Here is a 23354-nt window from a genome sequence, read left to right as displayed (position 1 = left end):
TCCAATAAAAAAGCCGGCTTACCCGCCGGCTTTTTCACATCAAGCGTATCAATTACGCTTTGACCTGCACGCTTTGACCGTTATAAGTCACCGTCTGACCGTCAAGAATTTTGCAACGTTTACGTGTTTCGATCTTCCCATCAACTTTCACATAGCCGTCAGCAATGGCGTTTTTTGCCGCTGCGCCGCTATCATTCCAGCCTTGTAGTTTCAGTAGATCGCACAGTTCAACGTGCGGATGGTTTTCCAGATGGAAGATTTCCATGGTGTTATCTCTTTATTCTTTGGGAGTGATTCGTTCGAGATGCCGTAGCCATCGTATAGCCAATGTATGACTATCAATATACGGCGGGCAATGCGCTATTATGCCAGTTTGCGCGCGGTGGCGTATAGCTAATCTACGAATGCGGGTGCGTTACCACACCCGCAGAGAATTAATCCCAAGAATAAGTTAAGCCACAACGACCAGTTTTTGGTTCGTGAACTCTTTAATCCCAAGATCGGCCAATTCATGGCCATAGCCTGAACGTTTTACACCACCAAACGGCAGTTCTGGCGCAGTACCGCTCAAGGTATTGATAAATACCATGCCGGTTTCAATGCGTGAGGCCATTTTTTTGCCGCGTTCAATGTTACCAGTGAAGATGGCACCCCCCAGCCCATAGTGTGAGTCGTTCGCCAAGCTGATGGCTTCATCGTCACTCTTCACAACAAATACCATGGCGACTGGGCCGAAGAACTCTTCGAAATAGGCTGGATTATCGCGCTTGATATCTGTGAGGATTGTTGGCGGATAGAAATAGCCTTGTTGATTTACAGCCTTACCGCCTAATGTCGCTTTGGCGCCGTTTTTGACAGCTTTATCAACCTGCTTAATCAAGTTCTGCAATGCGCCTTTAGACGATAAAGGCCCCAGTGTGGTGCTCGGATCGAGCGGATCGCCCATTTTTACGGATTCCAACGCCTTGGTAAAACCGGCAAGAAACTTATCGGCAATCTTTTCATGAATAATAAAGCGTTTGGCAGCGGTACACACCTGACCCGCATTTTGTAGGCGGGCCTGAGCACCCACTTTGATTGCCTTGTCGAGGTCGCAATCATCAAGAACCACAAATACGTCATTCCCGCCGAGTTCCATGGTGGATTTTTTAAGGTTTTTAGCCGCCTGTGCTGCTACTACGCTACCTGCCTGTTCGGAACCGGTAAGGGCAACGCCGCTGACACGATCGTCATCGATGATGCTGGCGACCTGATCCTGTGAGATGAACAGATTGGTATAGGCGCCTTTAGGGGCTCCTGCCTGAGAGACCATCCGTTCGAAGGTTTCGGCACAGTGGGGGACGATGCTGGCGTGTTTTACCATCACGCTGTTACCAACGGCCATATTCGGGGCTAATACGCGCATGAGCTGGTAGAACGGGAAATTCCACGGTTCTACCGCCATGATGATGCCAATGGGATGATGTTCAACCCAGGCTTCACCGAGTGATGAAGGGTATTTGACCGGTTTGAGAAACGCTTTGGCGTTGTCTGCATAATATTTGGCAATCGCAGCACAAATCTTAACTTCGCCACGGCTCTGCTCGATAAGTTTGCCCATTTCTTGGCTGATCGTTTTCGCCAGTTCTTCTTCGTGTTGGGTAAATAGCTCAGACAGCTTGCTCAGAACGTTAAGGCGTTGAGATATATCACCTTGTGCCCAGTCTGACTTATAGAGTTTGTGTGCGGTTGTTAAGGCTGATTCGACATATTTATCGTCGTGCTGTGGATATTCTTTGATGAGTTTGTCGGTGTAAGGATTGATTGTCTGGTATGGCATGATGGCTCCTTATCGGTATAGATCATGTTGACGAAGACGAGTTGGATATTCTCCGAGCTAGGTAATTGAATGACATGAGGTTTATGAACGTGAATGGAGCAACTGAGGTTAACGAATTCGCGACTCAATCGCTGATGTGTAATAAATAACTATAGGTCGGAATCATATATCCACAAGGAAATGACGTAAGACTAGGAATTATCTTGCTGTGTGGACAACCGCTATAAATGAATAAAGCCAGTCAATGACTGGCTTATATAGAGAGTAGTTTGCTGCTTAAATGTCGTGGAACTCTTCGCAGGCTTGCAGGGTATTTTGAATCAGCGTTGCTACGGTCATTGGCCCAACGCCACCCGGTACGGGGGTGATCCAACCCGCGCGCTCAACGGCTACATCAAACTCAACGTCACCAACGACTTTCCCACTGGCTAAACGGTTGATCCCAACATCGATCACCACGGCGCCTGGTTTGATCCATGCACCGGGAATAAAGCCTGGTTTACCCACGGCGACCACAACCAGATCGGCATTTTCAACGTGCTTTTGCAGATCCTTGGTAAAGCGATGGGTGATGGTGGTGGTGCAACCGGCTAACAGCAGCTCAAGTCCCATAGGGCGACCCACAATATTCGATGCGCCAACGACCACGGCATTCAAGCCATAGGTGTTGATTTCGCAGCGTTCTAACATCGTGATAATGCCGCGAGGAGTGCATGGGCGGAGCTTTGGCGAACGCTGGCATAAACGACCAACGTTATATGGATGGAAGCCATCGACGTCTTTATCTGGGCTGATTCTTTCCAGCACTTTCACGTTGTCGATACCGTCAGGCAGCGGAAGCTGAACCAAAATGCCGTCGATAGTGTTATCGGCGTTGAGGTCATCAATCAAACTTAATAGCTGCTCTTCGCTGGTGGAAATCGGCAGATCGTAAGATTTTGATATGATACCGACTTCTTCACATGCGCGGCGTTTGCTGCCGACGTAAATCTGCGAGGCAGGGTTTTCGCCTACTAATATTACTGCCAGCCCAGGGGCGCGTTTCCCCTCAGCCAAACGTTGTTCTACGCGCACAGCCATCTCGCTTCTAACCTGCTGCGCAATCGTTTTACCATCAATAATCTTTGCTGCCATCAGTGACGAAATCCATCAATATTGTTCAAGCGGGGGAGGGCTTCTATTGTGTCAGATGCAAAGCGTGCTGTCAGGCAAAGAATAACCATAAAATAACCAAGTGGATGATCAAACGGACAAAAGGCATTGACTCAAACTGTGCTGACCGTATAATCCAAATCCGCTGCACGACCCGACAGAGAGCAACTGCTCAACCGTCTCAGTGCGCCCTTAGCTCAGTTGGATAGAGCAACGGCCTTCTAAGCCGTAGGTCACAGGTTCGAATCCTGTAGGGCGTACCATTAAAATCAATCACTTATCAAATCCTATCACCTCCAAATTTTCCAACTGGGACATATTTGGGACATCATCGCTAAAAATGACGTCTATTTGCTTCGCATGCTCGGTTAAATGATTCGGGGCTAGATGAGCGTAGCGTCTCACCATTTCTATACTCTCCCAACCACCCATCTCCTGTAATATAGATAGCGGCACTCCAGACTGAACCAGCCAACTTGCCCACGTATGGCGCAGGTCGTGAAAACGAAAATTCCCTATCCCAGCCCGCTTAAGTGCTAGTCGCCAAGCAGAGTTGGAATCAACCCTCATTTTCCTCACTGCTGGCGTTAATGTCCCATCTGATCGCTTTTTGGCTTCGGTGTGAACAAATACCCATTTCTGGTGCTGTCCAAGTTGATTCCGTAGTACCTTACATGCAGTATTGTTTAAGGCTATACCAATGGCCTTGCCAGACTTGCTATCTTCAGGATTTATCCAAGCTACCTTTCTTTGCATATCTATCTGTTGCCATTCCAAGTTGATAATATTGGATCGGCGAAGACCAGTAGCGAGAGCAAAAATCACCGTAGACTTTAACGGCTCCGGGCATTCATTAACTAGCCGTTGCGCCTCAGCCGGTTCCAGCCAGCGGACGCGCTTATTTCTAACCTGCGGTACTTTTATAATTGGAGCTTTTTCTATCCACTTCCAATCGCGCTCAGCCGCTCTAAGCAAAGACTTCATCAAGGCAAGGTGCTTGGCCTTTGTTGATGTAGACACCTGTTTATCACAAAACGCTGGAACTTCTTTCCCTCTTTTTTCCAGCGCCGTGGATTGAGCCAGCCAGTTTGCCATATATCTCCGGTTGGTCATCTTGCTTATCGCCGTATATATTTTGGCCTCTGTAATATCTTTTAACCTGACCCCATCAAAATGCATTAGCCAGAATCCCATCCGGCTTTTGTCATCATCAAGAGACTTTTTATCGGCTTTCTCTTCTATCCATCTGAGGCAAGCCTCATCAAAGGTCACATCAGGAAAGTCGCCTAACCGCTCTATCCTCCAGAGCTCTGCCTTCCTTCTATCGTGCAACTCCTGCGCTTGGCGCTTGTCCTTCGTGCCAAGTGATTCCTTAATTCGCTTGCCGCTTGGCGTCGAGTAGCTGCCGTACCATATTTCACCTCTGCGGAAGAGTGACATAATGATTCTCCTGTCGCACCAACCGCGCTCACCGGCACAGTTTGGATCGGATTGTTTAGCGCCGCAATGCATGCAGTGCGAGTGAACATGTAGGGGGAATTGGGTTTCGTAGGGTTTTTCTTCGTGTAAGCAATGCGCCCAGACCGGCACCACTGAGTTAGCGTGTCTTTATCTATCCCAATGAAGGCGGCGGCCTCGTGGCGGTTTAGACTGAATTTCTCCATCATTTATCCTCAAACTGCCCATTCAAAACGCCAATAGTCCAAAGGAACCTAACGAATGGAATTCCGAGAGGTTTAATGGTTTCGTAGTGGCTGAGAAGAATGGGGCGGGTGATTGTGTCGATGTTGGTTTTTTTTGGCGCGGACTTTATTGCAGATTTCATTGCTTCGTTGCATCGCCGCGCCACATTGCGGATCGCGTTGTCTTGTTCTGCTGTCATGTCATGCCGCTTTCACTCCTTGCTGGAACTCGATATTGCAACCGACCTCGTTGCCCCACGAATGCCAACATTCAGCCTGCTGACGCGCAAATAGCTCAATGCGAGGCACGTCGCCTAGCAAGCTAACAAGCAGATCGCGAAACTCTGGGGGCTTGGCGCTATGTTCAGCGCGGTGGAAAGTTTGATGCTGGCATATTGCTGCGTTAAATCGCTCTGGCAGCCGACCACGAACCGCAAACAAACAATCTTCGCTATTAGCTCTTGTCATGTGGCCCATGCCGATCGCACTGTTCCCTTTACGTCGATTTGTCTTGTGCCATGTGAATCCCTTCATAGTCATCAATCTAAATCCCCAAGCATCGACCACCTTCAACGCTTCGGCCGGCATAGTTGGCACCCACCACATTGCCAGCAGACAAGATTCATCAGCTAAGTCCCATACCGGTAAACGGCATATATCCAATATGCTCATCGTGGGATATTTGAATGATGCTCCCCGCTCGCCATCGGCTGCCTTGTCGCGATATGTCCACGGTGGGTCTGCATAAATCAGTTTGTATTTATTCACGCTGCACTCCCCCACACTTTGGATAAATCCCTAGGCCGCATCATCGATGTAGCCACATATGATTTCTCTCGGTTGATAATCTCGATGAAGAATTTCTCTTCGCTAACTTTGATTGTGTACGTGACGCCTTTCTTGGTTGGCCCATAGTCGCCGTACTTGGATTGATGTATATCGAGAGCAGCTTTCATCGCCGCTCTTTCTTTACGCTCTGGATTACCCTTGATGATGTGTCGCATTGTTAAAGTCCTTGAAAGCCTTTTCACACTGCAATGAAACTCGCTCTATTAATTGCTGCATTGCCTGCAATGACTGGGCGTCAGAGAGCAGAACCTCGCGCTGAATTAATGCAGAGATAAGCGTGGAGATTTTTGAGTAGAACCCGATGGACTGAAGCCTCTCTTCACCTGCAGATTTACCTTCCTTTGCTACCTTTTTCTCGTTAAGAATCAGGTTGTATGTGTCACTCGTAATGACGTATTCGCCGATTTCGATTTGCATGTTTTCTCCAAACTTAGGCAATAAAAAAGCCGCTGGTTAGCGGCTATTAATCTTTGTTAACTGGTAAGCACATTAGAACGTGGTTAGGCCGCTTCTCATGAATCAGCTTTATCCATTGTTCACAGGTTTCTTTTGGCATGACTTCAGGTGTAACGGGGAGGGCGTCGCAAGCATCTAATCCACAGGCGCTGACTAGAAGGATATAACCAGCTATCAGCATCTATTTCTGCTCCTGTGCTGACATAGAAAAAACAGGCAATCTCACACGGTTGCGCTTGCGACTAAAACCACACGCTAAGAAAATAATACTTAGTTCGGACAAGGCCGCTTTTGCCTTTCTTGTAGATCTGCGCTTACTCATTATTCGCTCTCCTGTGCTGGGGCTGCGCGGTCTAAACGTTCAATTTCAGCGAGAATGAGAGCACCGGCTTTAACTAAATCCCTGCGCTGGCCAGCCTGCTTCCACCGCTCTTTACCCCACGGCCAATGTGCCGGAGTTGAGAAGCCCTGATCGTTAGCAAATAACGCATAGCACGCAGCCGCTGAAGCTATTTCTCCCTCTGCATGCTCGTCGTCGTGTTCTGCCGTCCATCCTTCCTCTATGATTTGACGCTGACGTTCTGCAATAATGTCGTTTCCTGCTTTGCAAGACTCGCTTACCCTTTGTGATTTTGGTTTCTGCGAATCGATGTACCGCAATACTTGCATGAGTAAGTGCTCAAGACCTTCTGCCGGCATCGTTACAGACGAAGCCATCTGACAGCGCTCTAAATGATCGATAACTTTGTCGCGTGACCAGTCAGTACTGCCTGTGAATTTGATGATATTGTTCATTGCTTATCTCCATTGGCTGGTTGTGCTGGTAGCGTGCGGCGGCGCTGTAACTCTTTGAGCCACATAATTAGCTGAGTGTTGTTTAATTCCCCGTCCTGATCGTCGCTATCGCTATTTTCGAGCATGTCTATATAGAGTTCTAAATCTTGAGCGTCTGGCTGTTCTGGTATTACAGGTTGTGCGGGTGCTGCTTGATACATTTTCCACAGCGCAGCGGTTACGCGGTGGGTATAGTTAGAACCATTCCATTCAAGACGCGGTTCTTCATCTTGATCGATTTCGTCTAACTCAGCCCAATTCCAAAACTGATTGCATAGGCTTTCAAAGTGCTGGCGTGAGTGTTCAGGCTGTTTAGGTAATACCGGTGCCAGATAGACAGCAGTGCCACCGTATAAAAAATCTTCGCTTACATTACTCACGCTGAACTCAGACCCGTCCCATGTGATCCGCGCTGCCGGATGCTCAGCAGCTTGTTCGTATGCCAGAAGCTGTCGAGCCATTAAGACAATCTCAGAGCTGCCAACTGATTGATATGCATCTTTCGCAATATCCATTCCATTGCTAAATTCAGTTATTTCCAGTTTTGCTATTTCTTCTAACCGCTCAGTCGTTAGCTTAGTCATTACTCTGCTCCACGGCTTCTAGTCGAGATTTAATTAGCGAAATCACAATTTTGTATTGCTCTGCATATTTGCTATCGCCATGAGTAGCATTTATTGCCTTTTCAAATTCCTCGATAGATCCAGAGAAGCAACCACGACTAACAACGATAGAGTTATCTTTCTGACGGAAAGCCGTTAAATAACCACCTTCTGATCCGATTGGCGAGACAGTAATATGATGCGCATCGCCGGACACCCGCGCATCGCCGGACACCAGTGCATTTCCGTACACCCGCGCATCGCCGTACACCCACGCATCGCCGGACACCCGCGCATCGCCGTACACCCACGCATTTCCGTACACCCGCGCATTTCCGTACACCCGCGCATCGCCGGACACCCGCGCATCGCCGGACACCCACGCATTGCCGGACTGATCCACACACTCTTCTTTTTCAACCCAGCCGCCTAAGTCACCCTTGCAAATATCGCCAAATGAAATCAGCGCACGAATGCGGAATAATTTGCGACCAAAAAACTCTTTAGATAACTCTGCAACCAATTCAAACTTTTTCATTTTATTTTCCTGTGAATTTGTATTTAGCTCTTTGCTGTTACTGTGCATCATTAATCCCCTTGCGAAGCTGGGCGGCGAATTTATTAGCCTCTTTGATTACCGACTCAAACTCTTGCTTTAATGCACCGTATGCGATGGTATCTGGATGCATGGTTTCAATCATGTTTCTGTATTTCACAGCTAAAGCATCAACACCTTTTGCCATCAGCTCACGGGTGAATGCGTCGGTGGCTGGAACCCTTGTTTTAATCGCTTCCTCTGCTTGTTTGTGGCTAAGGAAACCGTTATTCCCGTCATTGCTCACCATCTGGCTATCGAACCATTCTTGAAGCTCAGGAATGGTCATTCCGTCAGGAATCTCTGCTCCTGCTTCGTCAGTTGTTCCCTCCAACCAATCACGCGCTGATTGAAAGTCTCCATTGACTACATAGAAAAGGGCGACTTGAGCCCCAAGCATTGTTTTATGCAGCATCCATGACGTATTAAGCTCACTAGCAGCACTTGGTAGTAGATAGGCATTCTCTTTGCCTAATTCAGCCAGCTTCTTCTCCAGCGCATCACGCTGCTGAACTACTGATTCGTAGGTCTGAATTGGTAGGTTGTTCATGAATATCTCCTATGCGGCCATACTTAGCGCAGAAATAGCCGCGTCGATATCAACGTCAGGCTTTAGTCGGTAGATAGTTCCACCAAGATTCACATTCCCCCATGGCTCTGCGTCCAGATATGCTCTAATGCGGCCAATGTGGTTGTATTTGATGTGAGTGGATTCAAGAAAATTTCGCCATGTGTAATATGGCTCGTGATAATTCAGCGTCACCCCGCCAGTAGCACCGCCGCCCAATAGCTTGCCGCCCACTGAGTTAAGCGCTCTGTGGAATTCGGTGATGTTATTGTCGGGGTGCTGGCTGAGGACGCGCAGGATGCTCTGCGGCGTCATGATTGTTACCTGCTAGAAAGGAATGTCGTCATCGAAGTCCATTGGAGGTTCATTGCTTTGTGGCTGAGCTGCTGGAGTGCTCTGAGGGCGAGCCGCTGGCAGTAAGCCGCCGCTGAACTGATTACCCTGTGCCTGACCGCCGCCCATAGGCGCACCGCCACCTTGACGTCCACCCAGCATCTGCATGGTGCCGCCAACGTTTACAACAATCTCAGTGGTGTATTTTTCAACACCAGCCTGATCTGTCCACTTACGAGTCTGCAAAGCACCTTCGATATAAACCTGATAACCTTTACGCAGATATTCACCAGCAACCTCAGCCAGCTTTCCGAATAGCACTACGCGATGCCACTCAGTTTTTTCCTTCTGCTCGCCAGTCTGTTTGTCACGCCAGCTCTCTGATGTGGCTAGCGTGATGTTTGCGACTGCGCCTCCGTTAGGCATGTATCGAACTTCTGGATCATTTCCCAAATTCCCGACAAGGATTACTTTATTTACGCCTCTGCTCGCCATTTATTCAGCTTCCTCAGTTGGTAATAGTTCTGATTTTCTTGCTTCGTATATTTCTTGTGCCTTGGCTTGTTCTGGCGTATCTCTCAATGAACGGTAAGCCTCAGCCCATGCAGACTTCAGGGAATCAAATGATTGGGACTTCTCAGCAACAAGAACGAAGTGGGCTAAGTCTATTTCAGCTTTAGTTCTTCCATCGTTAAGCCAATCGACAAGCTTTTTCCCTACCGAATCGTCAATTACCGTGTAATCCACATTGGAAAAAAGACCTGTCCTATCTTTGGATGCTGTGGCTGTGTGAGTTTCGTGGTTAATATCAAGAACGGTTGTGAACTCGTATTCAACACCATCGCGTTGCTCAGATTTCATGCCAAGTTTTACGACCTTTTTGCTACCTTCCTGTTGCGCTGTTTCAGTCTTGCTTCGCATAGTCGCTACGACATGGCAATTCACTCGTAGTATTGAATCAAGGAACTTGCGATGTCGCGGGGTTAATGCACTCCATGCCGCGTGTGTGTTTCCTTTGAATTTTGTTTTTGCGATCGTATCCAGATCATCAAGACAACCACCAACGCCACCCCACTCGTGAGAGATAGAATCAATAACAAGGTTGTCATACCCAGCAGCTTCGGCGGCTGCTATAGCCTCAATAAATCTCTCGGGGCTAAATGGCGGGTCTAATTCAAGAACATCGAAATCGAACTCATTTGAGTAAAGTGACGCGCTCCCTTTCTCTGTATCTATAACTGCCGTTTTTCCCCCCATACTTTTACAGATAACAAGGGCGCTATACGTTTTCCCAGCCCCGCTTGGCCCAGTAAGTGCCAGCCGTAGCTTGGCTTTCTTTCTCATGGCTTTTTCAAATTTCATTAAATTAATCTCTTAGGTAGTGTTGTATCGTAAATCGCATGTCATCTGACATGTCGCTGATGGTGCTTAAAGCCCACTTGAGCCAGCTAGGATCCTCTTTTGCTACCTCAGCGAACGTCTTACCTTTGTGCTTCCCAATTCTCAGTGTTTTTAGTAGGACTGGCTGAGAGCTGATCTCTAGCATTTCTTCAACTGACCAAGACGAATCACGTGAGATGCGAATAAAAAGTGCAGCAGTTACATAGCAATCATATAGCGCACGGTGGGCGTGTAGGTTTTCAGGAACCCACGCATCAAGCCCAAGCGCGTAACGTAGGAACTGGTTGGCGTGGCTATCAAGGTCTGGATAAAGACGCGCCGCTAACTTTCTTGTGCATATCCATTCTCCGCCCATTTCTGGAAGTACGCCTTTATCAAAGTTTGCGTTGTGGGCTATGTAGAAATCAGCACCTTGATAGCGACCAACCACATCATCAATCAATGGCTTATCAGCAACGATATCCTCTGTGATGTGATGAATGGCCATTGCGCTGAATTCGATAGGGCGGTCTGGTTTAACGAAATCACTCATTGGATTAATGATGGATAAGGAGTTCTCAATATCCACACTTGCCACCTCAACAACACCGCCATTCAACCCGCATGTCTCTGTATCAATAACTCTGAGCACACTCATTAATTCCCATCCTTTTCTCTTGCATGTTTGTACGGTGATCTGCCACTGCTTCTAGTTGAGCAATCTGGTCGTTCATCACCGGAATCATCTCTGGTGATCGCATCCACTGGAGTAACTGCTGTTCCAGTGGGTCTATTGTTTGGTTCATGCTGACGCCTGCTTATTGGTTACCGTGAATCCCATGTCATTCAGGTATTCACAAATAGTCTGAATATCCATACCCGCCAGAAGCTCTCTAAGCTCTTTCTCGCTGTTTGGCTGCTCAGCTATGGAAACGCCTTGCAACTCCATTACGAACTCGCCTTGACGCACTCCATGCTTGCTAGCGAGCGATGTGCATGTGATGTTCATAGCGGATCACCTTTGATAAATAAGTGCTTAACTACGGGAAGTCGTTTAACCCAGCGCAGAAATCGACAAGCTCTCACCGCTTGGATTCGGCGTGGTTCTCTCATGAAATCAGTCATAGTTATTTGCTCCAGAGTGGTGAGAAGAATTGAGTGACGATACGAACGATACGATCTAGTTGTGATTCGCGAAGAGTGCCCATGCGAGGGCACCCTGCAAAGCTGAGTTCTTGCATGGGGTTACTCCTGTTTGATTGATTAGTAGTTGATGCTGATTGCGGTGATGTTGCCTTTGGCTATAGCCGTGATGCACAGCTTGGCGCATTCTTCCGGCACACCTGCGGAGATAAGGTCTTGTAGTGCTTTGTTGTTTACTATTTTGCGGTGTTCTTTATCTGCGGCGCGGCGAGCTTCTTCATCCTTGATGCGCTTTTCTTCAGCTAATCGAGCCTGTTCCTTCTGCTCGTTTTCACGCTTAATTCGCTCGGCTTCTTCGTGAGCTTTTCGTTGCTCTTCGGCAATGGCTTCCTGCTTTTCACGTTCAGCACGCTCAGCGGCTTCCTGCTTCTCGCGTTCGGCTCGCTGCTCCGCCTCTATGCGGTCGCGCTCCGCCTTCTCCGCCAGCTCCTTGGCTTCACGTTCGGCGCGTTCCTTCGCCAATGTCGCTTCACGTTCTCTGGCTGCTGCCGCTTCGATTTCACGCTTTGCCGCTTCATCTGCTTCGCGCCGTGCTTTCTCTTCGGCCTCACGCTTAATACGTTCTTCATGCTCGCGTTTGGCTTGCTCGGCTTTCTGTCGTGCTTCTTCGCGCTCACGGTCAATCTTCTCGTTCATGAGTAAAGCCATTTCATGATCGGCTTCAATCTTGGCTGCGCGTTGGCGGTCGAACTCTGAATTCATTACCAGCGCTTCTTCATGCATGGCATTCATGGCTTCCTCGGCCTTGATACGCTCCTGCTCAGCTTCCCACTCAGTAAGTGGTCGTCGAACCTCATCCTTCAGCGCATCCAGCCGCTCACGCACTAATCGGCGGCTTTCATCAATCTGCTTTGGCAGCGCCTTTAGTTCGGCTACGAGGTCTTTACCAGCGTTGTCGATATAAGTTTTCGAACGGGCAACTTTATGTGCCATAGATGCGATAGCGTCTCGGCCTTTCTTTGTCGATAAATCCGGCACCAGACTGCGAGCCTCTTTCTCGATAGCCTCAATAAGTGGGTCTAGCTGCTCTTGGCTGGTGAAGACCGCTAGAGCATTGGTCTTCTCAATGACGACTAAATCTGTAATCTCGCTCACTGGCGATCTCCTTTGTTGGTTTCATTGCAAAACGCCTACGCTTTGCGATGAAGCGGGTATAAAAAAGCCCCTAACGAGAGGGGCAAAACGTGTCAGCTAACCAGAGCAGTCATTCTCCAGTTATGAGCGGGATTGCTCACAGCAGATACTCAGTGAATACCTGCTAGGTGCATTACTCGTCACGGGCTTTTAACATTGCGTCGGCCATTAGATAAGCATCCTTCGCTACGCCATCTCTCCAGCCTTCTTGAACACCATTCTCAGCGGCGTAGTTAAGGTAGTCCGCATAACACAGGCCGAGCGCCTTCGATGCGAAGTAATCGCGAGCAGTTAATTCATCTACAGAATTTGATTTTTCCTCTGGGTATGGCTCATCGTCGAAACGATAAAGCAGGTCGTAATTGCCAGAATCATCGAATGTACTATGCTCATACGCCCATCGGTGACCATTAAACAGGAATGATTTACCTATGCTTGTTTTATCAAAACGGACTTTCATGTAATCAGGGTATTCTTTGGAATCTTTATAAACTTTTAGTGTGTGCTTCATATCTATCTCCATTCTGGGTATAAAAAAGACCGCTAGGCGGCCTCAGTTTCTTCACTTGGCTCTTTAAGCCAATTTGGACGCTCACCCTTACCAAGATAAAAATCTATGATATCTAGCAGCTCAGGGTAGAAGCGCAGTGCTGAACGTCCATTCATATCAGCAATTTCCTGTTTGCTGTACTTGCGCCACTCTGCAACTGTATGGTTCTGGCATCCTGCTCGAACATATTCACCATTGGTGATGGTGATTGGATATTTATGCCCCATGATTACGAACGTGTGATCTGGCAGGTCGGCACTGCACAGGTCGGCACCGCACAGGTTGGCACCGCGCAGGTCGGCATCGCGCAGGTCGGCACCGCACAGGTCGGCACCGCTCAGGTTGGCATCGCGCAGGTTGGCATCGCGCAGGTTGGCACCGCACAGGTTGGCACGTGATCCGTTTTCTCCAAACGACTCAATCCAAATTTTGTGTTCATCAAGAATCTTGCGTAAATCTGCGGTATTCATCTCACACCCCTTGTTCACCCAATAAAAAAGGCCGCCTAAGCGACCTGTGATTGTTTGTTGCCTGCTTTTATCCACATCAGGCGAGGTGGTTCCTAACTTTCCACAGTCAAGGAAAACTGATATTTTGGTTATTCCACAGTCAAAGTAAGGAATTGGAAAATGTCGGATATTGTCGACCCAAAATCAAACCCAGAGCAGGCAGCTCTTCAATTGGTTATTGAGCTTATAAGAGCAGGAAAGACAGGGCCTATATCAGGAGTAGGTACTGGTGTTTTTGATGTTAAAAAAGCTTACTCTGCATTTCTTGAACACTTGAAGAAGGAAGGCTAATTCGTAAAAATCTTCACGAATGCCACTTGAACCGCATGAGCCAGTTTTTCGGCTGGCTCTTTTTCGTGAACAGGACCCTGAACGATTAAATCTTTTAAGGCCTCTAAAGCAATAACCTGTGCATATTCTGGCAATTCTTTAAATTCCATACCTACCTCTCTAAATTAAGGGAATGCTCTTCCCGCGAATCTTCTGGCGCCCGTTTATCTACGCCAATAATTAATGCCTGTACTGTCTTAACCACCTCAGGCGGCAGTGGTTCTTGCCATTCCCCAACAGCAAAAAAACGTGTAATCTTTCATCACCCCAACAGTACAAAGGATTTTAACGATGAAAGACTTTAAACAAGACCATATGCCACCACGTATGCAGCCGAAGCCTCAACCGAAGCCTCAGCCAAAACCAGAAGGTGGCAAATAGCTGAATCAGAGGAAAAATGGACAGAGAAGAACTGCTTTACAGAATTGAGTATTCATACAACTTCGAACACCTATTTAGTTCACTAACTTGGCGAATTGATAAGCTTATTTCGCTAATTCTTCTCATCCTCGGTTCGGCTGTTTTTTCAGGAGTCCAAGGTGCGTTTTGGTATGGCTTGGCTGTCGCTGTTCTGACCGCAATTCAGATGACATATCAGTTTGCTAAATCATCAGAACATTCATCTCGCCAGAGTAGAGAGTATTTGAAGCTCTTAACACTGGAGAGCAGATATTCAGATGATGAGTTACTAGATAAGCTTGTAGAGTTAGAAGACAACGACCTAAGGCCGTGGCTGATCCTTTCAGATATTGCATTGGTTAGAACAAATATCAGAAAGGGTTACGATGAAGACCAAGACCAGAACTTATCTCGGACGAAACGTTTTATTGCATGGTTTGCCGGAGATAACCCTCACCGGTAAATTGTTTAAGTGAACACAATGACCTGTAGAGATATAGTCCCCAATCACGCTATTCCCCGCCCAACACCCAAACCACCTAAGCCTAAAGGTTAGTAAAACGAGGTAGGAAACTACCTCGCTGTCACACTCTCGCTCTTACGGTGACCCGCTGCGTATAATGAGGCAGGCAATGAAGTCCGGTAGTTGCAACCTGTAGCTGCTGCAATCATCCGTTCTTTTTCTCGTATCGCATGGCGCTTAGCCCTGCATCGTTCTCTTGCATTCATAAGAACCTCCATTTGTCCGGCACAGGCCGCTATATAAACGACCTGTAACTGACATTTTTCACACTAAACACCTTCTCGGCATAAAGTGGTAAAGCATCAGATTGTTAAAGAGCTGGCAGCTTCCGGTGATCTGGTGTGCTGCCGTGTTGGTGTGGTTATTTAAAACCATAGTTGTTATTGTGTCAACAACGATGGTTGTTTTATTTTTCGGTTTAATCCTTTTTTGTTTTATTTGGTTGTTTTTGTTGTTTTTTATTTTCAATCAAAACTGAGAAATATTTGGTTTATGGTGATAAAGTGAGCAAAACAGGAGGTCATATGGATAAGAACGCGATCGGCTATAACGACCTATGCGAAGCGGTGGGAAAGGCAACGCTGAATCTGGTGTCTTACAAGCAAGAGGTGACGAAGGAGTACATCATTTCGATGTTGGAATCTTTCGCGCAGATTGAGTATGACGAAAAGAGAAGGGCGACGTACATAATGGCAGCGGAGGCGATGAAGGAGTGAGGGCAATAAAAACCCCGCTCGGCGGCGGGGTTATTTCGAGTCTTTAGATAGTCTTCCGTTCAATTCAGCCATGCTGTTTGATATGGCTTGAAGTTGTGCATTAATAGCAGAGTTATCAGTTTTTGCTTCTAGTCTAGATGACTCGAAGTGCGCTCTAGTGTCAGCGCCAAGAGCTTCTATTTTAGCTTCTGTATTAATACGTGAAGACTCAATTTTAGAATCGAGATAAGTAAAGGCAGTCCATGCAGATGCGATTACGATAGTGATAACGCCAAGTGACAACCATAATGCTGATTTGAAAGTCAGAGGAACTTTCAAATGTGGTGATTGATTACTCATCTGTTCCTCCTCGTATTTAATGGTTACGAACTCAGCAACAAACATACTGCTGCCATCTTGATTTTCTAGTTTAGCACGTTTGGCCTTTTTCCCTGATGACTTTTTCTTCTCATCGGTAGCCCAGATAAACTCATCAAAGCAACCGGAATTCATATTTTACCTTTTTCTTTTAATAATGAGCAGATTTTACCTGTATTGAAATACATTGAATGAGCGCAGATGTTGCACATAATTTGGAAGTTCCATATTCCTCTACCTTCTGAGTGAGGAAGCGGCATTGTAACAATCATCGGTTTTGTTGGGTCTTTTGATGATACTGGAACTGTAAAAGATGACTTGTGACAAACTGGGCAAACGAACTCAGGATCCTTTGATTGTGACTCTTCAAGGTGTTCCATCAGCATTTCCATTGTTACCTTTAGAGCTAGCTGTTCCGGCGTTATATTCTTAACATCAGACATAATACTTCCCTTTTTAAGCTTTAAATTTTTTCGTGGTTTGTTGTCATGTTAGCTACGACTAGAACGTATCCTCAGGCCACTGGGCTAAACCAGCATCACGGAAGGTTGGCTATCTACGATAACGAATCACGGAGTACCAGAATACGAACCCTATAATCTCCAGTTCATTCTCCATTGCAGATTCATCAGGGTGCTCGTCACGATTAAAGCTCCTAATCTCAACAATGCCACCCGGCCTACGATAAAGTTGTTTTATGCGCTTTAGTCCATCTTGGTTTATGGCGTATAACTCACCATCAACTATGCGCTTATTATCAGTATCAACAGCTACGGTTGCGCCATTTGGTATCACTGGCTCCATGCTATTGCCGCGCGCAGGGAAACATAGAACTCCTGACCCATCCGTGTTAGCCCCTACCCTACGGAGAGTAGCTTTTGAAAATCGTAACTTAAAGCCGTTGTAGTCCTCGTCACAGAAGCTTCCATTACCACATGCAAATTCTATATCCTTTAAAAATGGCACCTCTACCTCATCATCGGGTAATGGGGTTTTGCTATCCCATGCATCAACGGTTCCCCACTCGCTTTCAGGTGGTATGGATGATTCCCTACTATCAATGATCGCAACATCTCCCCGCATTGGTTCTATCCCCTCCGCCAACCACTCAGGGCGAACCTTTAATGCGCGAGAAAGCTCAACAAGCTTTGTTGATTTCAAAGCCTTCCCAGATTCTATTTTTTGGATTGCAGCCTGAGATATACCAACCATTTCTCCCAATTTACCTTGGGATAACTCGGATTGCTTTCTCGCAAGCTTCAATCTTTCAGCAAGTGTCATTTTCATGCGGTAATAGTACAACCTCGGTTGTTTACAATCAAAAGCACTGTAGTTGTTGACTAATAACAACCTTGGTTTTATTATTTGTTTTGATAAACAATGGAGGTTGTTATGAATAATGTAATTAAAACCGCCATTGCCTTAGTTGGTTCTCAGAAAAAACTTGGCGCTGCTTGCGGTCTCAGTCAGCAGGCGGTTTATAAGTGGCTTCACAATAAGGCGAAGGTGTCACCAGAGCATGTAGATCATGTCGTGAATGCTACTGGTGGAGAAATTCAGGCTTACGAAATTCGACCTGATTTACCGCACTTGTTCCCTCATCCGGATCAAGCAGCTTAAGCAACACCGCTCTTTAAACAATCTGATCTCTCACCCTATGCCGAAAAGGCGTTTGGTGAAAAACCCAACCACCAACCGGTGGTGTAACTATTTATTCAACACGGAAATTTTAATCAATGGAACATGCAAGTTATAGCAAGCGCATCAACGAAGTGGAGACAGAACTCCGCTGCCGGATGATGCAGAAGACTAACCGAGAGTTAGCAAAGCAAGCAGGGTGGCACGAATCGAAAGTAAGCCGCCTAAATATCCGCGACATGGCAACGATGTTCGTACTGCTAGAGAAGGTATGGGAAACCAGTTTGATTCGTGAGGTAGCGCGTCAGGCTGTGGAATCGGTATTGCCACAAAAGAAAAAGTCGCCAACTGCGGGAACAGCTGACGACTCTCAGATCACTATGAATTTTTGAGCTCATTCACAGGAGGTTAGTATGCAAAAAGACTGGAGATATGTCCAGCAAAGTACTCATAAAAGCATCATAAGAGATCAGTTTTTACGCTCGGTTAACTTGGGATTTATTCAGAAGTTAAAGGCTTTGCTACCAGAGAAGAAAGCCAGTGAGGGTAAGAACGATGGGTAACGTTGCTTATGCGAACTTTGTTGATAAAACGGTCGTCAGGAGTATCAGGATGGAGAACCAGAAGATGGGGCACTTTGCCCTATTCAGAAGTCTCCTCTCCGCTGATTGGGCGCTTGATGTTGGTAAGTTGGCCTTATGGGTCAGGCTGATCGGTCAAGCCACTCACAAACCCCGTACAGTTAGCTTTAACGGTGTCGAATGGTCATTGGCGGCGGGGCAGTTGGTCACCAAATATGACCTATTGTGTCGAAAATTACGCGATGCAGAAGGTAAAGAGAAAAGCCCTCAGCAGGTTCGCCGAATGTTGGACTTTTTTGTATCACAGGGCATGTTGAGTTATTCAGGTAACCGCCATGGGACAGTGATATCAATCACAAACTATAGCGATTACCAGCTCATAGCTGATCAAGAAAATGGGAATAACCACAAAAATGGTGCCGAAGGTAACAAACCCAGTGCTGGCGCGGCTTTAAGCGGTATAGCCGGAGGTAATGATGCCGGAGGTAAATCCGGAGGTAATAGCGAGGGTAACAAACCCAGTGCTGGCGCGGCTTTAAGCCATTCACCAGAAGGTAACTCCGAAGGTAAGTGCGGAGTACATGAACAAGAAGTTATTAAACAAGAATTAAAACATACCCAAACCCACGATGTGGGCTTGCTGGATGTGAGCAAAAAAACACCCCGTCAAGCAGGAACTAACCCTCGAGCTAAGGGAGCAAATCCAAGAGCCGCCATGCCACCATTTGACCGTGATCGGCTGAAAGAAACTTGGAACACCAAGGCTGAGAAGTACGGCCTACCAAAAATCATTAGCGTATCGGCGACGGTCGAGAAAGGCCTAAAGCGCCTATGGCAATCTTATCTGAAGCAGTGCAAAGACCTAGAAGCTCAACCTACGGAGATAAACACGTTCCTGAACGGTTATCTAGCCCATGGGTACACACCAACAAAATGGGCTTGCGGTGAGAATCCTGATGGCAAGAAGTACGGGATCGAGACAGCGCTGAGGCAAGAAAAAATTGATGAAATTTTGACGAGGGAGGATTGATGGACAGTTACGATTTTGAAGAGCAGCTGATTGGCTCAATGATTATCAAGGGTGACCACGTTGATTGCCTTGAAATCGCAGGGAAGCTGCCTGCCGAGGCTTTTGCGAACTTCCACTTGCAGAACATGTACCGCGTTATCGTTGCGCTGCTGAACAAGTGCGAACCGATTGACCCGTTTACGGTTCAGGAGGGGGTGGCTGGTGAAACTCGGGATCTGGTTTTGTCGGTATCTGCCCGCTGCAAGTCTGCTGCAAACATCAAGGCGTGGGCTAAGCGTGTTCGCCAGTGCTGGATGTTGCGAAAGGGGGAGGCTGAGTTAACCAAGGCGGCTTCGTTGCTTCGTGAAGCTGGCACTCATGACCTAAACGAGCGGATCGCCGAAGTCAGCGGTATTTTATCGAACCTGCAATTCGAAACCAATGACCGGCTGCCGCGCAAGATTGGTGACCTACTGCCGGACTACATGGATGTTCTGGAGAAACGCATGAAAGGCGCTGAGTCAGGCTTGTATCTCAAAACCGGTATTGAGCCGATGGATAACGAGTACGGGGGATTCGATCGCACTGACCTGATAATCATCGCTGGGCGACCGGGTATGGGTAAAACGGAACTGGCGATCAACATCGGCAACTCAATTGGTCACCAGAAAGGACGCGGCCTAATGATTTCCATGGAGATGTCAGAGATGCAGGTCGTCGAACGCCATGTTGCGGATCGCTCTGGTCTAGCTATCGGCGCACTGCGTAACCCTCTGGATATGATCCCCGAGCAGTTCACTCGACTAACAGCCGCCACCGGCATGCTTCAGGGCGAAGAGAACTATGTGCTTGATGAGGCGATGAGCGTTGATGAAATAATCTCACATGCCGAACGGTTGAACATGGACGGCGGCCTCAGCTTTGTTTCTATCGACTACCTCGGCCTGATGAAAAAGCCAAAGGCAGAGCGTAACGACATAGCGATCGGAGAGATTACACGGAAGCTCAAGCAGTTCAGCCTGCGCAGCAAAGTACCCGTTATCTTGCTCTCACAGCTTAATCGTGGTGTTGAGACTCGACCTGACAAGCGCCCAACTCTGGCAGACCTGAAGGACTCAGGGGCGATCGAGCAGGATGCAGACGTGATTATCTTCCCGTACCGCGATGAGGTTTATCACGACAACAGCAACATGAAGGGGATCGCCGAAATCATCGTTGGGAAATATCGTTCTGGCCAGCCAAAGACGTTTTACATGGGATGGAAGAATGGACACTTCGTCAACATTGAACAGGATGAGGCCGCGCGCCGGTACGCTGCCAATCAGAATGACAACAAGCAAGCATCGGAGTGGAGATAATCATGACAGGTCGTGAACAGTTTGAAGCGGCATGGGAAAAAAATAACGAATGCGAGCCTATGGATGGCTGGGAATGTCTGCGTTGTGATGATGGTTACACGGACGAGATAATTGATGGTCAGTGGTGGGCATGGCAAGCAAGCCGCGAGGCGGTGGAGGTGGAGCTGCCAAGCCTGAAGCAAATCGATAGCGGTGAGAGATATGTTTGGTCAGATGGTGTATTCAATTTTAAGGAAGATGCAATTAAAGCGATCCGCGCAGCTGGCATCAAGGTTAAGGGGGAGTGATGAATAAACAGGCCTATTTTCTGATAGACCGACACCGACAGCAAAACGCCATCCAGTTCATCCAGTCACTCCCAGTCAATCCAGATTCACCCCTCGTAGTAACCATCCAAGAGCGAACCAGAACCCTAGACCAGAACGCGCGCCTATGGGCAATGCTTAACGATATCAGTGAGCAAGTCATTTGGCATGGGTTAACGCTCAGCAGTGAAGACTGGAAGCACATATTCACCGCATCACTCAAAGGCCAACGGTCAGCACCGGGTATTGAGGGCGGCTTTGTTGTGCTTGGGCAATCAACTAGTCGAATGACTGTGGGTGAAATGCGTGACCTGATAGAGCTGATACAGGCATTTGGTGCAGAGCATAACGTTAAGTTCGGTGATGATGCCATAGCCGCGATGCGCTGGGCTCAACAACACAACAGGAGTTCAGCAGCATGAAGCGACAGCGAAGTCCGACACGAATAACGATAGACAACTTAATCTTCAACAAATCCACTCCACGCAGTAAACCCCAACCCATATCAACAGTGACTTTCAACTACAGCGCCCACCTTCACGATGTGCGTTGGCTGAGAGTGCGAGCAAGGAATAGACATGACTGATTACAGCAAGATAAGCGACGATGAAATAAACCGACTGATAGCAACCTCACGTAACTACAGCAAGATGAGTGACTTTGAGATTAATAAATTAGTAGCAATCTCACGTCACCCCGAACTCAAAGATTGGATTTGTTTCGATATCTCTGGTCGCGCCGTATTTGTGATTAACGACGGCAAGTTGAGCAGGGCGCAGCATGGTTTCAGTTTTACTAGCTGCCCATCAGATGCATGGCCGATTCTGAAAGAATACTGCATCGACATCAATTGGGATAGTGACAGTGATAGCGAGCCTCTTCGAGATGCCATGATCGTCTACCTGATGATGAAGGAGAGTGAGAATGGCTAACCTTCGGAAAGAAGCCCAAGGCCGAGAATGCCAAGTGCGGTTGCCCGGCATATGTAACGGCAATAGTGAGACGGTAGTACTAGCTCATTATCGAATGGCTGGATTGTGCGGCGTAGGGATGAAGCCTAACGACTTATTCGGCGCTTGGGCATGCTCTGCATGTCACGATGAAATAGACCGCAGGACAAGGCGTACAGACGCCGGTGAAGCGCATATGGCACACCTTGAGGGAGTAATACGAACTCAGGCCGCGCTGATTGCAGAGGGAAAGCTGAAACTATGAGGGAATACCGGCTAACGCTGCCGTACCCGCCGAGCCTAAACACATATTGGCGACACGCAAGGCAACGGCACTACATCAGCGAGAAAGGCACAAAGTACCGACAAAGCATTATCACCATCATCCAGCAACAAAACCTCGATATTCACACCACCTCCAGACTCAAATTCTCAATCACTGCCCACGTACCAGACAAACGCCGCCGAGACTTAGACAACTTGCAAAAGGCCGTCTTTGATTCGCTTGTGCATGCTGGATTCATGGAAGACGACGAGCAGATTGATGATTTCCGAGTGCGGCGCGGGGAGTTAGTGAAGGGCGGCAAGCTGGAAGTGGTCATTACCGAACTGGAGGGGATATGAATGCCGAAATCCGAACCATACCCGACATGCTAGTCGATACATACGGCAATCAGAGCGAGCTAGCACGACGCCTACACATCAACAGAGAAACCATATCAAAATATCTCAACGACAAAGAGGCCAAGCACCACGCAATAGTGAATGGCGTATTCATGACAGCTCGCGGTGATATTGGGAAGAACAGGTGGGGTAAGCGATGAACATAAGGCAGTTAGAACTCACCAAAGAGCAGCATGATTGGATTAATGGCTGGCTGGAACTGTGGGGAGCATGGGTTTACTCAGGTCGATTAGAGAAACGCATGAGCAGCGTTATAGCTCAGTACATGGCAACCGTAGAGCCAAGCGGAACACCGACGCGCCCAATGTGCAATGATGATGATGGAATGTTGATTTCTCAGGTCGTAGATTCCGCTCTCAAAATTGACAAAAAAGCCTTCGGCATTCTGCTTAGCTATTACGCGCATGGTTCTTCTAAGCGAGCCATTGCATCTTACTATCACGCCACTGCAAAACCCCGCAAAATCGACCGAGGGCGTCTTGGTGAAGGTTGGAGAAAACCATCACTAGGAACCTGTCGAAATGAAATCGATGAAATACTAAAGGCAACGCTATGGATTTTGCATGCTCCACTCGATATTGCATTTAAAAACCGTAAACGTGTGGCTAAGATTCAAAAAATAGCGTGATACATGCTTGACTTTGTATTATCCATTTAGCCATAATAAGAGGGTAAGGTGTCGATAGTGTGTCTTAAGCATGCTTCGGCACTTTTTCTATTCAGCACATCACTCAGCGAAGAAGGGTAAACCGGAGCGTTTGGTGTGCTGCACAACTGCATGAGTATTGATTCGATAACCTCCAAGGCTCAACGATGTGGTGCTTGGCAGTGCTCATGA

Annotated in this window: 40 protein-coding genes and 1 tRNA gene; 17 read left to right on the top strand and 24 right to left on the bottom strand. The window is 47.6% G+C overall.

The genetic code is table 11. The features are described from left to right. Window positions 1-52: 52 nt before the first annotated feature. From ybcJ to folD, 3 genes are all read right to left on the bottom strand, one after another. On the bottom strand, window positions 53-265 hold the full coding sequence (gene ybcJ, locus DSM2777_RS20305) for a ribosome-associated protein YbcJ (protein ID WP_025800580.1): 213 nt from the start codon (window positions 263-265) through the stop codon (window positions 53-55). Window positions 266-451: 186 nt separating this feature from the next. Then, window positions 452-1819: an NAD-dependent succinate-semialdehyde dehydrogenase gene (locus DSM2777_RS20300; protein ID WP_061555005.1), complete on the bottom strand. Its 1368-nt coding sequence runs from the start codon at window positions 1817-1819 to the stop codon at window positions 452-454. A 276-nt stretch (window positions 1820-2095) separates the two neighbouring features. After that, window positions 2096-2953 carry a bifunctional methylenetetrahydrofolate dehydrogenase/methenyltetrahydrofolate cyclohydrolase FolD gene (gene folD, locus DSM2777_RS20295; RefSeq protein ID WP_046458612.1) on the bottom strand — a complete coding sequence of 286 codons (858 nt, stop codon included), beginning with the start codon at window positions 2951-2953 and terminating at the stop codon, window positions 2096-2098. 204 nt (window positions 2954-3157) lie between these two features. On the opposite strand from folD, the gene DSM2777_RS20290 reads away from it, so the two are divergent. After that, window positions 3158-3234: transfer RNA gene (locus DSM2777_RS20290), tRNA-Arg, on the top strand. A gap of 10 nt (window positions 3235-3244) precedes the next feature. On the opposite strand, the gene DSM2777_RS20285 is transcribed toward DSM2777_RS20290, so the two are convergent. The 17 genes from DSM2777_RS20285 to DSM2777_RS20205 all read right to left on the bottom strand — a co-directional run bounded on the left by DSM2777_RS20285 (window position 3245) and on the right by DSM2777_RS20205 (window position 13627). Beyond that, a complete protein-coding gene (locus DSM2777_RS20285; protein WP_061555004.1) occupies window positions 3245-4411 on the bottom strand; it encodes a tyrosine-type recombinase/integrase in 1167 nt (388 codons plus the stop codon). Between the two features lie 223 nt (window positions 4412-4634). Continuing rightward, the gene (locus DSM2777_RS20280; protein ID WP_040012355.1) at window positions 4635-4853 is read right to left on the bottom strand and encodes a hypothetical protein; all 219 of its coding nucleotides are present in this window, start codon (window positions 4851-4853) and stop codon (window positions 4635-4637) included. A 1-nt stretch (window position 4854) separates the two neighbouring features. Continuing rightward, window positions 4855-5421, bottom strand: a complete 567-nt coding sequence (locus DSM2777_RS20275) for an MT-A70 family methyltransferase (protein WP_061555003.1) — start codon at window positions 5419-5421, stop codon at window positions 4855-4857. After that, the gene (locus DSM2777_RS20270; RefSeq protein ID WP_061555002.1) at window positions 5418-5657 is read right to left on the bottom strand and encodes a DUF4060 family protein; all 240 of its coding nucleotides are present in this window, start codon (window positions 5655-5657) and stop codon (window positions 5418-5420) included. The genes DSM2777_RS20275 and DSM2777_RS20270 overlap by 4 nt, the downstream gene beginning before the upstream one ends. Then, window positions 5635-5919 carry a DUF5405 family protein gene (locus DSM2777_RS20265; RefSeq protein WP_035502976.1) on the bottom strand — a complete coding sequence of 95 codons (285 nt, stop codon included), beginning with the start codon at window positions 5917-5919 and terminating at the stop codon, window positions 5635-5637. Before DSM2777_RS20265 ends, DSM2777_RS20270 begins: the two co-directional genes overlap by 23 nt. Before the next feature lie 360 nt (window positions 5920-6279). Then, a complete protein-coding gene (locus DSM2777_RS20260; RefSeq protein ID WP_061555001.1) occupies window positions 6280-6753 on the bottom strand; it encodes a hypothetical protein in 474 nt (157 codons plus the stop codon). Continuing rightward, complete coding sequence (locus DSM2777_RS20255) at window positions 6750-7376, bottom strand: hypothetical protein (RefSeq protein WP_061555000.1); 627 nt, start codon at window positions 7374-7376, stop codon at window positions 6750-6752. Before DSM2777_RS20255 ends, DSM2777_RS20260 begins: the two co-directional genes overlap by 4 nt. Continuing rightward, entirely contained in the window at window positions 7369-7932 is a 564-nt protein-coding gene (locus tag DSM2777_RS24615; protein ID WP_061555448.1) for a hypothetical protein, read from the bottom strand. The genes DSM2777_RS20255 and DSM2777_RS24615 overlap by 8 nt, the downstream gene beginning before the upstream one ends. Window positions 7933-7969: 37 nt before the next feature. Beyond that, window positions 7970-8539 carry a hypothetical protein gene (locus tag DSM2777_RS20245; RefSeq protein WP_061554999.1) on the bottom strand — a complete coding sequence of 190 codons (570 nt, stop codon included), beginning with the start codon at window positions 8537-8539 and terminating at the stop codon, window positions 7970-7972. 9 nt (window positions 8540-8548) lie between these two features. Further along, window positions 8549-8872, bottom strand: a complete 324-nt coding sequence (locus DSM2777_RS20240; protein ID WP_061553960.1) for a hypothetical protein — start codon at window positions 8870-8872, stop codon at window positions 8549-8551. Between the two features lie 12 nt (window positions 8873-8884). Next, window positions 8885-9385, bottom strand: a complete 501-nt coding sequence (locus DSM2777_RS20235; RefSeq protein ID WP_061553961.1) for a single-stranded DNA-binding protein — start codon at window positions 9383-9385, stop codon at window positions 8885-8887. After that, the gene (locus DSM2777_RS20230; protein WP_046360915.1) at window positions 9386-10252 is read right to left on the bottom strand and encodes an ATP-binding protein; all 867 of its coding nucleotides are present in this window, start codon (window positions 10250-10252) and stop codon (window positions 9386-9388) included. It abuts the gene before it with no gap. Between the two features lie 4 nt (window positions 10253-10256). Then, window positions 10257-10928: an exodeoxyribonuclease X gene (exoX, locus tag DSM2777_RS20225; RefSeq protein WP_046360914.1), complete on the bottom strand. Its 672-nt coding sequence runs from the start codon at window positions 10926-10928 to the stop codon at window positions 10257-10259. 144 nt (window positions 10929-11072) lie between these two features. Beyond that, window positions 11073-11279, bottom strand: a complete 207-nt coding sequence (locus tag DSM2777_RS20220; protein ID WP_061554998.1) for a hypothetical protein — start codon at window positions 11277-11279, stop codon at window positions 11073-11075. Window positions 11280-11533: 254 nt separating this feature from the next. Beyond that, window positions 11534-12568 (bottom strand): hypothetical protein, encoded by a 1035-nt coding sequence (locus DSM2777_RS20215; protein ID WP_061553963.1) that lies wholly within the window; start codon window positions 12566-12568, stop codon window positions 11534-11536. Between the two features lie 172 nt (window positions 12569-12740). Continuing rightward, on the bottom strand, window positions 12741-13118 hold the full coding sequence (locus tag DSM2777_RS25040; protein WP_061553681.1) for a hypothetical protein: 378 nt from the start codon (window positions 13116-13118) through the stop codon (window positions 12741-12743). A 32-nt stretch (window positions 13119-13150) separates the two neighbouring features. Continuing rightward, window positions 13151-13627 (bottom strand): pentapeptide repeat-containing protein, encoded by a 477-nt coding sequence (locus DSM2777_RS20205; protein ID WP_061554997.1) that lies wholly within the window; start codon window positions 13625-13627, stop codon window positions 13151-13153. Window positions 13628-13786: 159 nt separating this feature from the next. Between DSM2777_RS20205 and DSM2777_RS24610 the strand changes: the two genes are divergently transcribed. Beyond that, window positions 13787-13957: a hypothetical protein gene (locus DSM2777_RS24610; protein WP_156088386.1), complete on the top strand. Its 171-nt coding sequence runs from the start codon at window positions 13787-13789 to the stop codon at window positions 13955-13957. Here DSM2777_RS24610 and DSM2777_RS24605 read toward each other — a convergent pair. Then, complete coding sequence (locus tag DSM2777_RS24605) at window positions 13954-14106, bottom strand: hypothetical protein (RefSeq protein ID WP_156088387.1); 153 nt, start codon at window positions 14104-14106, stop codon at window positions 13954-13956. The genes DSM2777_RS24610 and DSM2777_RS24605 overlap by 4 nt on opposite strands. A gap of 287 nt (window positions 14107-14393) precedes the next feature. Here DSM2777_RS24605 and DSM2777_RS20200 point away from each other — a divergent pair, with 287 nt between their 5' ends. Together DSM2777_RS20200 and DSM2777_RS20195 are read left to right on the top strand one after the other, a co-directional pair. Then, window positions 14394-14858, top strand: coding sequence for a hypothetical protein (locus DSM2777_RS20200; RefSeq protein WP_061554996.1), 465 nt, complete (start codon window positions 14394-14396; stop codon window positions 14856-14858). 584 nt (window positions 14859-15442) lie between these two features. After that, complete coding sequence (locus DSM2777_RS20195; RefSeq protein WP_008814374.1) at window positions 15443-15634, top strand: hypothetical protein; 192 nt, start codon at window positions 15443-15445, stop codon at window positions 15632-15634. A 30-nt stretch (window positions 15635-15664) separates the two neighbouring features. Here the strand turns inward: DSM2777_RS20195 and DSM2777_RS20190 are convergent, their stop codons facing one another. The 3 genes from DSM2777_RS20190 to DSM2777_RS20180 form a co-directional block, all read right to left on the bottom strand. After that, the gene (locus DSM2777_RS20190; protein ID WP_061554995.1) at window positions 15665-16126 is read right to left on the bottom strand and encodes a hypothetical protein; all 462 of its coding nucleotides are present in this window, start codon (window positions 16124-16126) and stop codon (window positions 15665-15667) included. Further along, complete coding sequence (locus DSM2777_RS20185) at window positions 16123-16434, bottom strand: hypothetical protein (protein ID WP_061554994.1); 312 nt, start codon at window positions 16432-16434, stop codon at window positions 16123-16125. The genes DSM2777_RS20190 and DSM2777_RS20185 overlap by 4 nt, the downstream gene beginning before the upstream one ends. 109 nt (window positions 16435-16543) lie before the next feature. After that, window positions 16544-17278 (bottom strand): S24 family peptidase, encoded by a 735-nt coding sequence (locus DSM2777_RS20180; RefSeq protein ID WP_061554993.1) that lies wholly within the window; start codon window positions 17276-17278, stop codon window positions 16544-16546. 105 nt (window positions 17279-17383) lie between these two features. Here DSM2777_RS20180 and DSM2777_RS20175 point away from each other — a divergent pair, with 105 nt between their 5' ends. From DSM2777_RS20175 to DSM2777_RS20125, 13 genes are all read left to right on the top strand, one after another. Then, the gene (locus DSM2777_RS20175) at window positions 17384-17611 is read left to right on the top strand and encodes a transcriptional regulator (protein ID WP_061554992.1); all 228 of its coding nucleotides are present in this window, start codon (window positions 17384-17386) and stop codon (window positions 17609-17611) included. 116 nt (window positions 17612-17727) lie between these two features. Beyond that, window positions 17728-18021 (top strand): CII family transcriptional regulator, encoded by a 294-nt coding sequence (locus DSM2777_RS20170; RefSeq protein ID WP_046457143.1) that lies wholly within the window; start codon window positions 17728-17730, stop codon window positions 18019-18021. A gap of 21 nt (window positions 18022-18042) precedes the next feature. After that, window positions 18043-18192 carry a hypothetical protein gene (locus DSM2777_RS24600; protein WP_020303618.1) on the top strand — a complete coding sequence of 50 codons (150 nt, stop codon included), beginning with the start codon at window positions 18043-18045 and terminating at the stop codon, window positions 18190-18192. Continuing rightward, entirely contained in the window at window positions 18185-19240 is a 1056-nt protein-coding gene (locus DSM2777_RS20165; RefSeq protein ID WP_061554991.1) for a replication protein, read from the top strand. Before DSM2777_RS24600 ends, DSM2777_RS20165 begins: the two co-directional genes overlap by 8 nt. Next, entirely contained in the window at window positions 19240-20577 is a 1338-nt protein-coding gene (locus DSM2777_RS20160; protein ID WP_061554990.1) for a replicative DNA helicase, read from the top strand. Before DSM2777_RS20165 ends, DSM2777_RS20160 begins: the two co-directional genes overlap by 1 nt. A gap of 2 nt (window positions 20578-20579) precedes the next feature. Beyond that, the gene (locus DSM2777_RS20155; protein WP_061554989.1) at window positions 20580-20864 is read left to right on the top strand and encodes a phiTE_015 family protein; all 285 of its coding nucleotides are present in this window, start codon (window positions 20580-20582) and stop codon (window positions 20862-20864) included. Further along, window positions 20864-21304, top strand: a complete 441-nt coding sequence (locus tag DSM2777_RS20150) for a recombination protein NinB (protein WP_061554988.1) — start codon at window positions 20864-20866, stop codon at window positions 21302-21304. Before DSM2777_RS20155 ends, DSM2777_RS20150 begins: the two co-directional genes overlap by 1 nt. Further along, on the top strand, window positions 21301-21468 hold the full coding sequence (locus DSM2777_RS24595) for a NinE family protein (protein WP_147638201.1): 168 nt from the start codon (window positions 21301-21303) through the stop codon (window positions 21466-21468). Before DSM2777_RS20150 ends, DSM2777_RS24595 begins: the two co-directional genes overlap by 4 nt. After that, on the top strand, window positions 21461-21814 hold the full coding sequence (locus DSM2777_RS20145) for a phage protein NinX family protein (RefSeq protein ID WP_061554987.1): 354 nt from the start codon (window positions 21461-21463) through the stop codon (window positions 21812-21814). Before DSM2777_RS24595 ends, DSM2777_RS20145 begins: the two co-directional genes overlap by 8 nt. Then, window positions 21807-22097: a DUF1364 domain-containing protein gene (locus DSM2777_RS20140; protein ID WP_008814363.1), complete on the top strand. Its 291-nt coding sequence runs from the start codon at window positions 21807-21809 to the stop codon at window positions 22095-22097. Before DSM2777_RS20145 ends, DSM2777_RS20140 begins: the two co-directional genes overlap by 8 nt. Continuing rightward, on the top strand, window positions 22094-22456 hold the full coding sequence (locus tag DSM2777_RS20135) for a RusA family crossover junction endodeoxyribonuclease (RefSeq protein ID WP_061554986.1): 363 nt from the start codon (window positions 22094-22096) through the stop codon (window positions 22454-22456). The genes DSM2777_RS20140 and DSM2777_RS20135 overlap by 4 nt, the downstream gene beginning before the upstream one ends. After that, a complete protein-coding gene (locus tag DSM2777_RS20130) occupies window positions 22453-22656 on the top strand; it encodes a protein ninH (protein WP_061554985.1) in 204 nt (67 codons plus the stop codon). The genes DSM2777_RS20135 and DSM2777_RS20130 overlap by 4 nt, the downstream gene beginning before the upstream one ends. Beyond that, entirely contained in the window at window positions 22653-23144 is a 492-nt protein-coding gene (locus tag DSM2777_RS20125; RefSeq protein ID WP_004094656.1) for an antiterminator Q family protein, read from the top strand. Before DSM2777_RS20130 ends, DSM2777_RS20125 begins: the two co-directional genes overlap by 4 nt. Window positions 23145-23354 lie beyond the last annotated feature (210 nt).

The organism is Obesumbacterium proteus (assembly GCF_001586165.1).
GTDB lineage: Bacteria > Pseudomonadota > Gammaproteobacteria > Enterobacterales > Enterobacteriaceae > Hafnia > Hafnia protea.
Note: the sequence above shows the minus strand (reverse complement) of the source record. Positions and strands in the feature narration are given on the sequence as shown.

Bases quoted from the DNA above. Each gene is read 5' to 3' on its own strand.
- ybcJ (WP_025800580.1), bottom strand. From the start codon at position 265: ATGGAAATCTTCCATCTGGAAAACCATCCGCACGTTGAACTGTGCGAT.
- DSM2777_RS20300 (WP_061555005.1), bottom strand. From the start codon at position 1,819: ATGCCATACCAGACAATCAATCCTTACACCGACAAACTCATCAAAGAA.
- folD (WP_046458612.1), bottom strand. From the start codon at position 2,953: ATGGCAGCAAAGATTATTGATGGTAAAACGATTGCGCAGCAGGTTAGA.
- DSM2777_RS20285 (WP_061555004.1), bottom strand. From the start codon at position 4,411: ATGTCACTCTTCCGCAGAGGTGAAATATGGTACGGCAGCTACTCGACG.
- DSM2777_RS20280 (WP_040012355.1), bottom strand. From the start codon at position 4,853: ATGACAGCAGAACAAGACAACGCGATCCGCAATGTGGCGCGGCGATGC.
- DSM2777_RS20270 (WP_061555002.1), bottom strand. From the start codon at position 5,657: ATGCGACACATCATCAAGGGTAATCCAGAGCGTAAAGAAAGAGCGGCG.
- DSM2777_RS20265 (WP_035502976.1), bottom strand. From the start codon at position 5,919: ATGCAAATCGAAATCGGCGAATACGTCATTACGAGTGACACATACAAC.
- DSM2777_RS20260 (WP_061555001.1), bottom strand. From the start codon at position 6,753: ATGAACAATATCATCAAATTCACAGGCAGTACTGACTGGTCACGCGAC.
- DSM2777_RS20255 (WP_061555000.1), bottom strand. From the start codon at position 7,376: ATGACTAAGCTAACGACTGAGCGGTTAGAAGAAATAGCAAAACTGGAA.
- DSM2777_RS24615 (WP_061555448.1), bottom strand. From the start codon at position 7,932: ATGAAAAAGTTTGAATTGGTTGCAGAGTTATCTAAAGAGTTTTTTGGT.
- DSM2777_RS20245 (WP_061554999.1), bottom strand. From the start codon at position 8,539: ATGAACAACCTACCAATTCAGACCTACGAATCAGTAGTTCAGCAGCGT.
- DSM2777_RS20240 (WP_061553960.1), bottom strand. From the start codon at position 8,872: ATGACGCCGCAGAGCATCCTGCGCGTCCTCAGCCAGCACCCCGACAAT.
- DSM2777_RS20235 (WP_061553961.1), bottom strand. From the start codon at position 9,385: ATGGCGAGCAGAGGCGTAAATAAAGTAATCCTTGTCGGGAATTTGGGA.
- DSM2777_RS20230 (WP_046360915.1), bottom strand. From the start codon at position 10,252: ATGAAATTTGAAAAAGCCATGAGAAAGAAAGCCAAGCTACGGCTGGCA.
- exoX (WP_046360914.1), bottom strand. From the start codon at position 10,928: ATGAGTGTGCTCAGAGTTATTGATACAGAGACATGCGGGTTGAATGGC.
- DSM2777_RS20220 (WP_061554998.1), bottom strand. From the start codon at position 11,279: ATGAACATCACATGCACATCGCTCGCTAGCAAGCATGGAGTGCGTCAA.
- DSM2777_RS25040 (WP_061553681.1), bottom strand. From the start codon at position 13,118: ATGAAGCACACACTAAAAGTTTATAAAGATTCCAAAGAATACCCTGAT.
- DSM2777_RS20205 (WP_061554997.1), bottom strand. From the start codon at position 13,627: ATGAATACCGCAGATTTACGCAAGATTCTTGATGAACACAAAATTTGG.
- DSM2777_RS24610 (WP_156088386.1), top strand. From the start codon at position 13,787: ATGTCGGATATTGTCGACCCAAAATCAAACCCAGAGCAGGCAGCTCTT.
- DSM2777_RS24605 (WP_156088387.1), bottom strand. From the start codon at position 14,106: ATGGAATTTAAAGAATTGCCAGAATATGCACAGGTTATTGCTTTAGAG.
- DSM2777_RS20200 (WP_061554996.1), top strand. From the start codon at position 14,394: ATGGACAGAGAAGAACTGCTTTACAGAATTGAGTATTCATACAACTTC.
- DSM2777_RS20195 (WP_008814374.1), top strand. From the start codon at position 15,443: ATGGATAAGAACGCGATCGGCTATAACGACCTATGCGAAGCGGTGGGA.
- DSM2777_RS20190 (WP_061554995.1), bottom strand. From the start codon at position 16,126: ATGAATTCCGGTTGCTTTGATGAGTTTATCTGGGCTACCGATGAGAAG.
- DSM2777_RS20185 (WP_061554994.1), bottom strand. From the start codon at position 16,434: ATGTCTGATGTTAAGAATATAACGCCGGAACAGCTAGCTCTAAAGGTA.
- DSM2777_RS20180 (WP_061554993.1), bottom strand. From the start codon at position 17,278: ATGAAAATGACACTTGCTGAAAGATTGAAGCTTGCGAGAAAGCAATCC.
- DSM2777_RS20175 (WP_061554992.1), top strand. From the start codon at position 17,384: ATGAATAATGTAATTAAAACCGCCATTGCCTTAGTTGGTTCTCAGAAA.
- DSM2777_RS20170 (WP_046457143.1), top strand. From the start codon at position 17,728: ATGGAACATGCAAGTTATAGCAAGCGCATCAACGAAGTGGAGACAGAA.
- DSM2777_RS24600 (WP_020303618.1), top strand. From the start codon at position 18,043: ATGCAAAAAGACTGGAGATATGTCCAGCAAAGTACTCATAAAAGCATC.
- DSM2777_RS20165 (WP_061554991.1), top strand. From the start codon at position 18,185: ATGGGTAACGTTGCTTATGCGAACTTTGTTGATAAAACGGTCGTCAGG.
- DSM2777_RS20160 (WP_061554990.1), top strand. From the start codon at position 19,240: ATGGACAGTTACGATTTTGAAGAGCAGCTGATTGGCTCAATGATTATC.
- DSM2777_RS20155 (WP_061554989.1), top strand. From the start codon at position 20,580: ATGACAGGTCGTGAACAGTTTGAAGCGGCATGGGAAAAAAATAACGAA.
- DSM2777_RS20150 (WP_061554988.1), top strand. From the start codon at position 20,864: ATGAATAAACAGGCCTATTTTCTGATAGACCGACACCGACAGCAAAAC.
- DSM2777_RS24595 (WP_147638201.1), top strand. From the start codon at position 21,301: ATGAAGCGACAGCGAAGTCCGACACGAATAACGATAGACAACTTAATC.
- DSM2777_RS20145 (WP_061554987.1), top strand. From the start codon at position 21,461: ATGACTGATTACAGCAAGATAAGCGACGATGAAATAAACCGACTGATA.
- DSM2777_RS20140 (WP_008814363.1), top strand. From the start codon at position 21,807: ATGGCTAACCTTCGGAAAGAAGCCCAAGGCCGAGAATGCCAAGTGCGG.
- DSM2777_RS20135 (WP_061554986.1), top strand. From the start codon at position 22,094: ATGAGGGAATACCGGCTAACGCTGCCGTACCCGCCGAGCCTAAACACA.
- DSM2777_RS20130 (WP_061554985.1), top strand. From the start codon at position 22,453: ATGAATGCCGAAATCCGAACCATACCCGACATGCTAGTCGATACATAC.
- DSM2777_RS20125 (WP_004094656.1), top strand. From the start codon at position 22,653: ATGAACATAAGGCAGTTAGAACTCACCAAAGAGCAGCATGATTGGATT.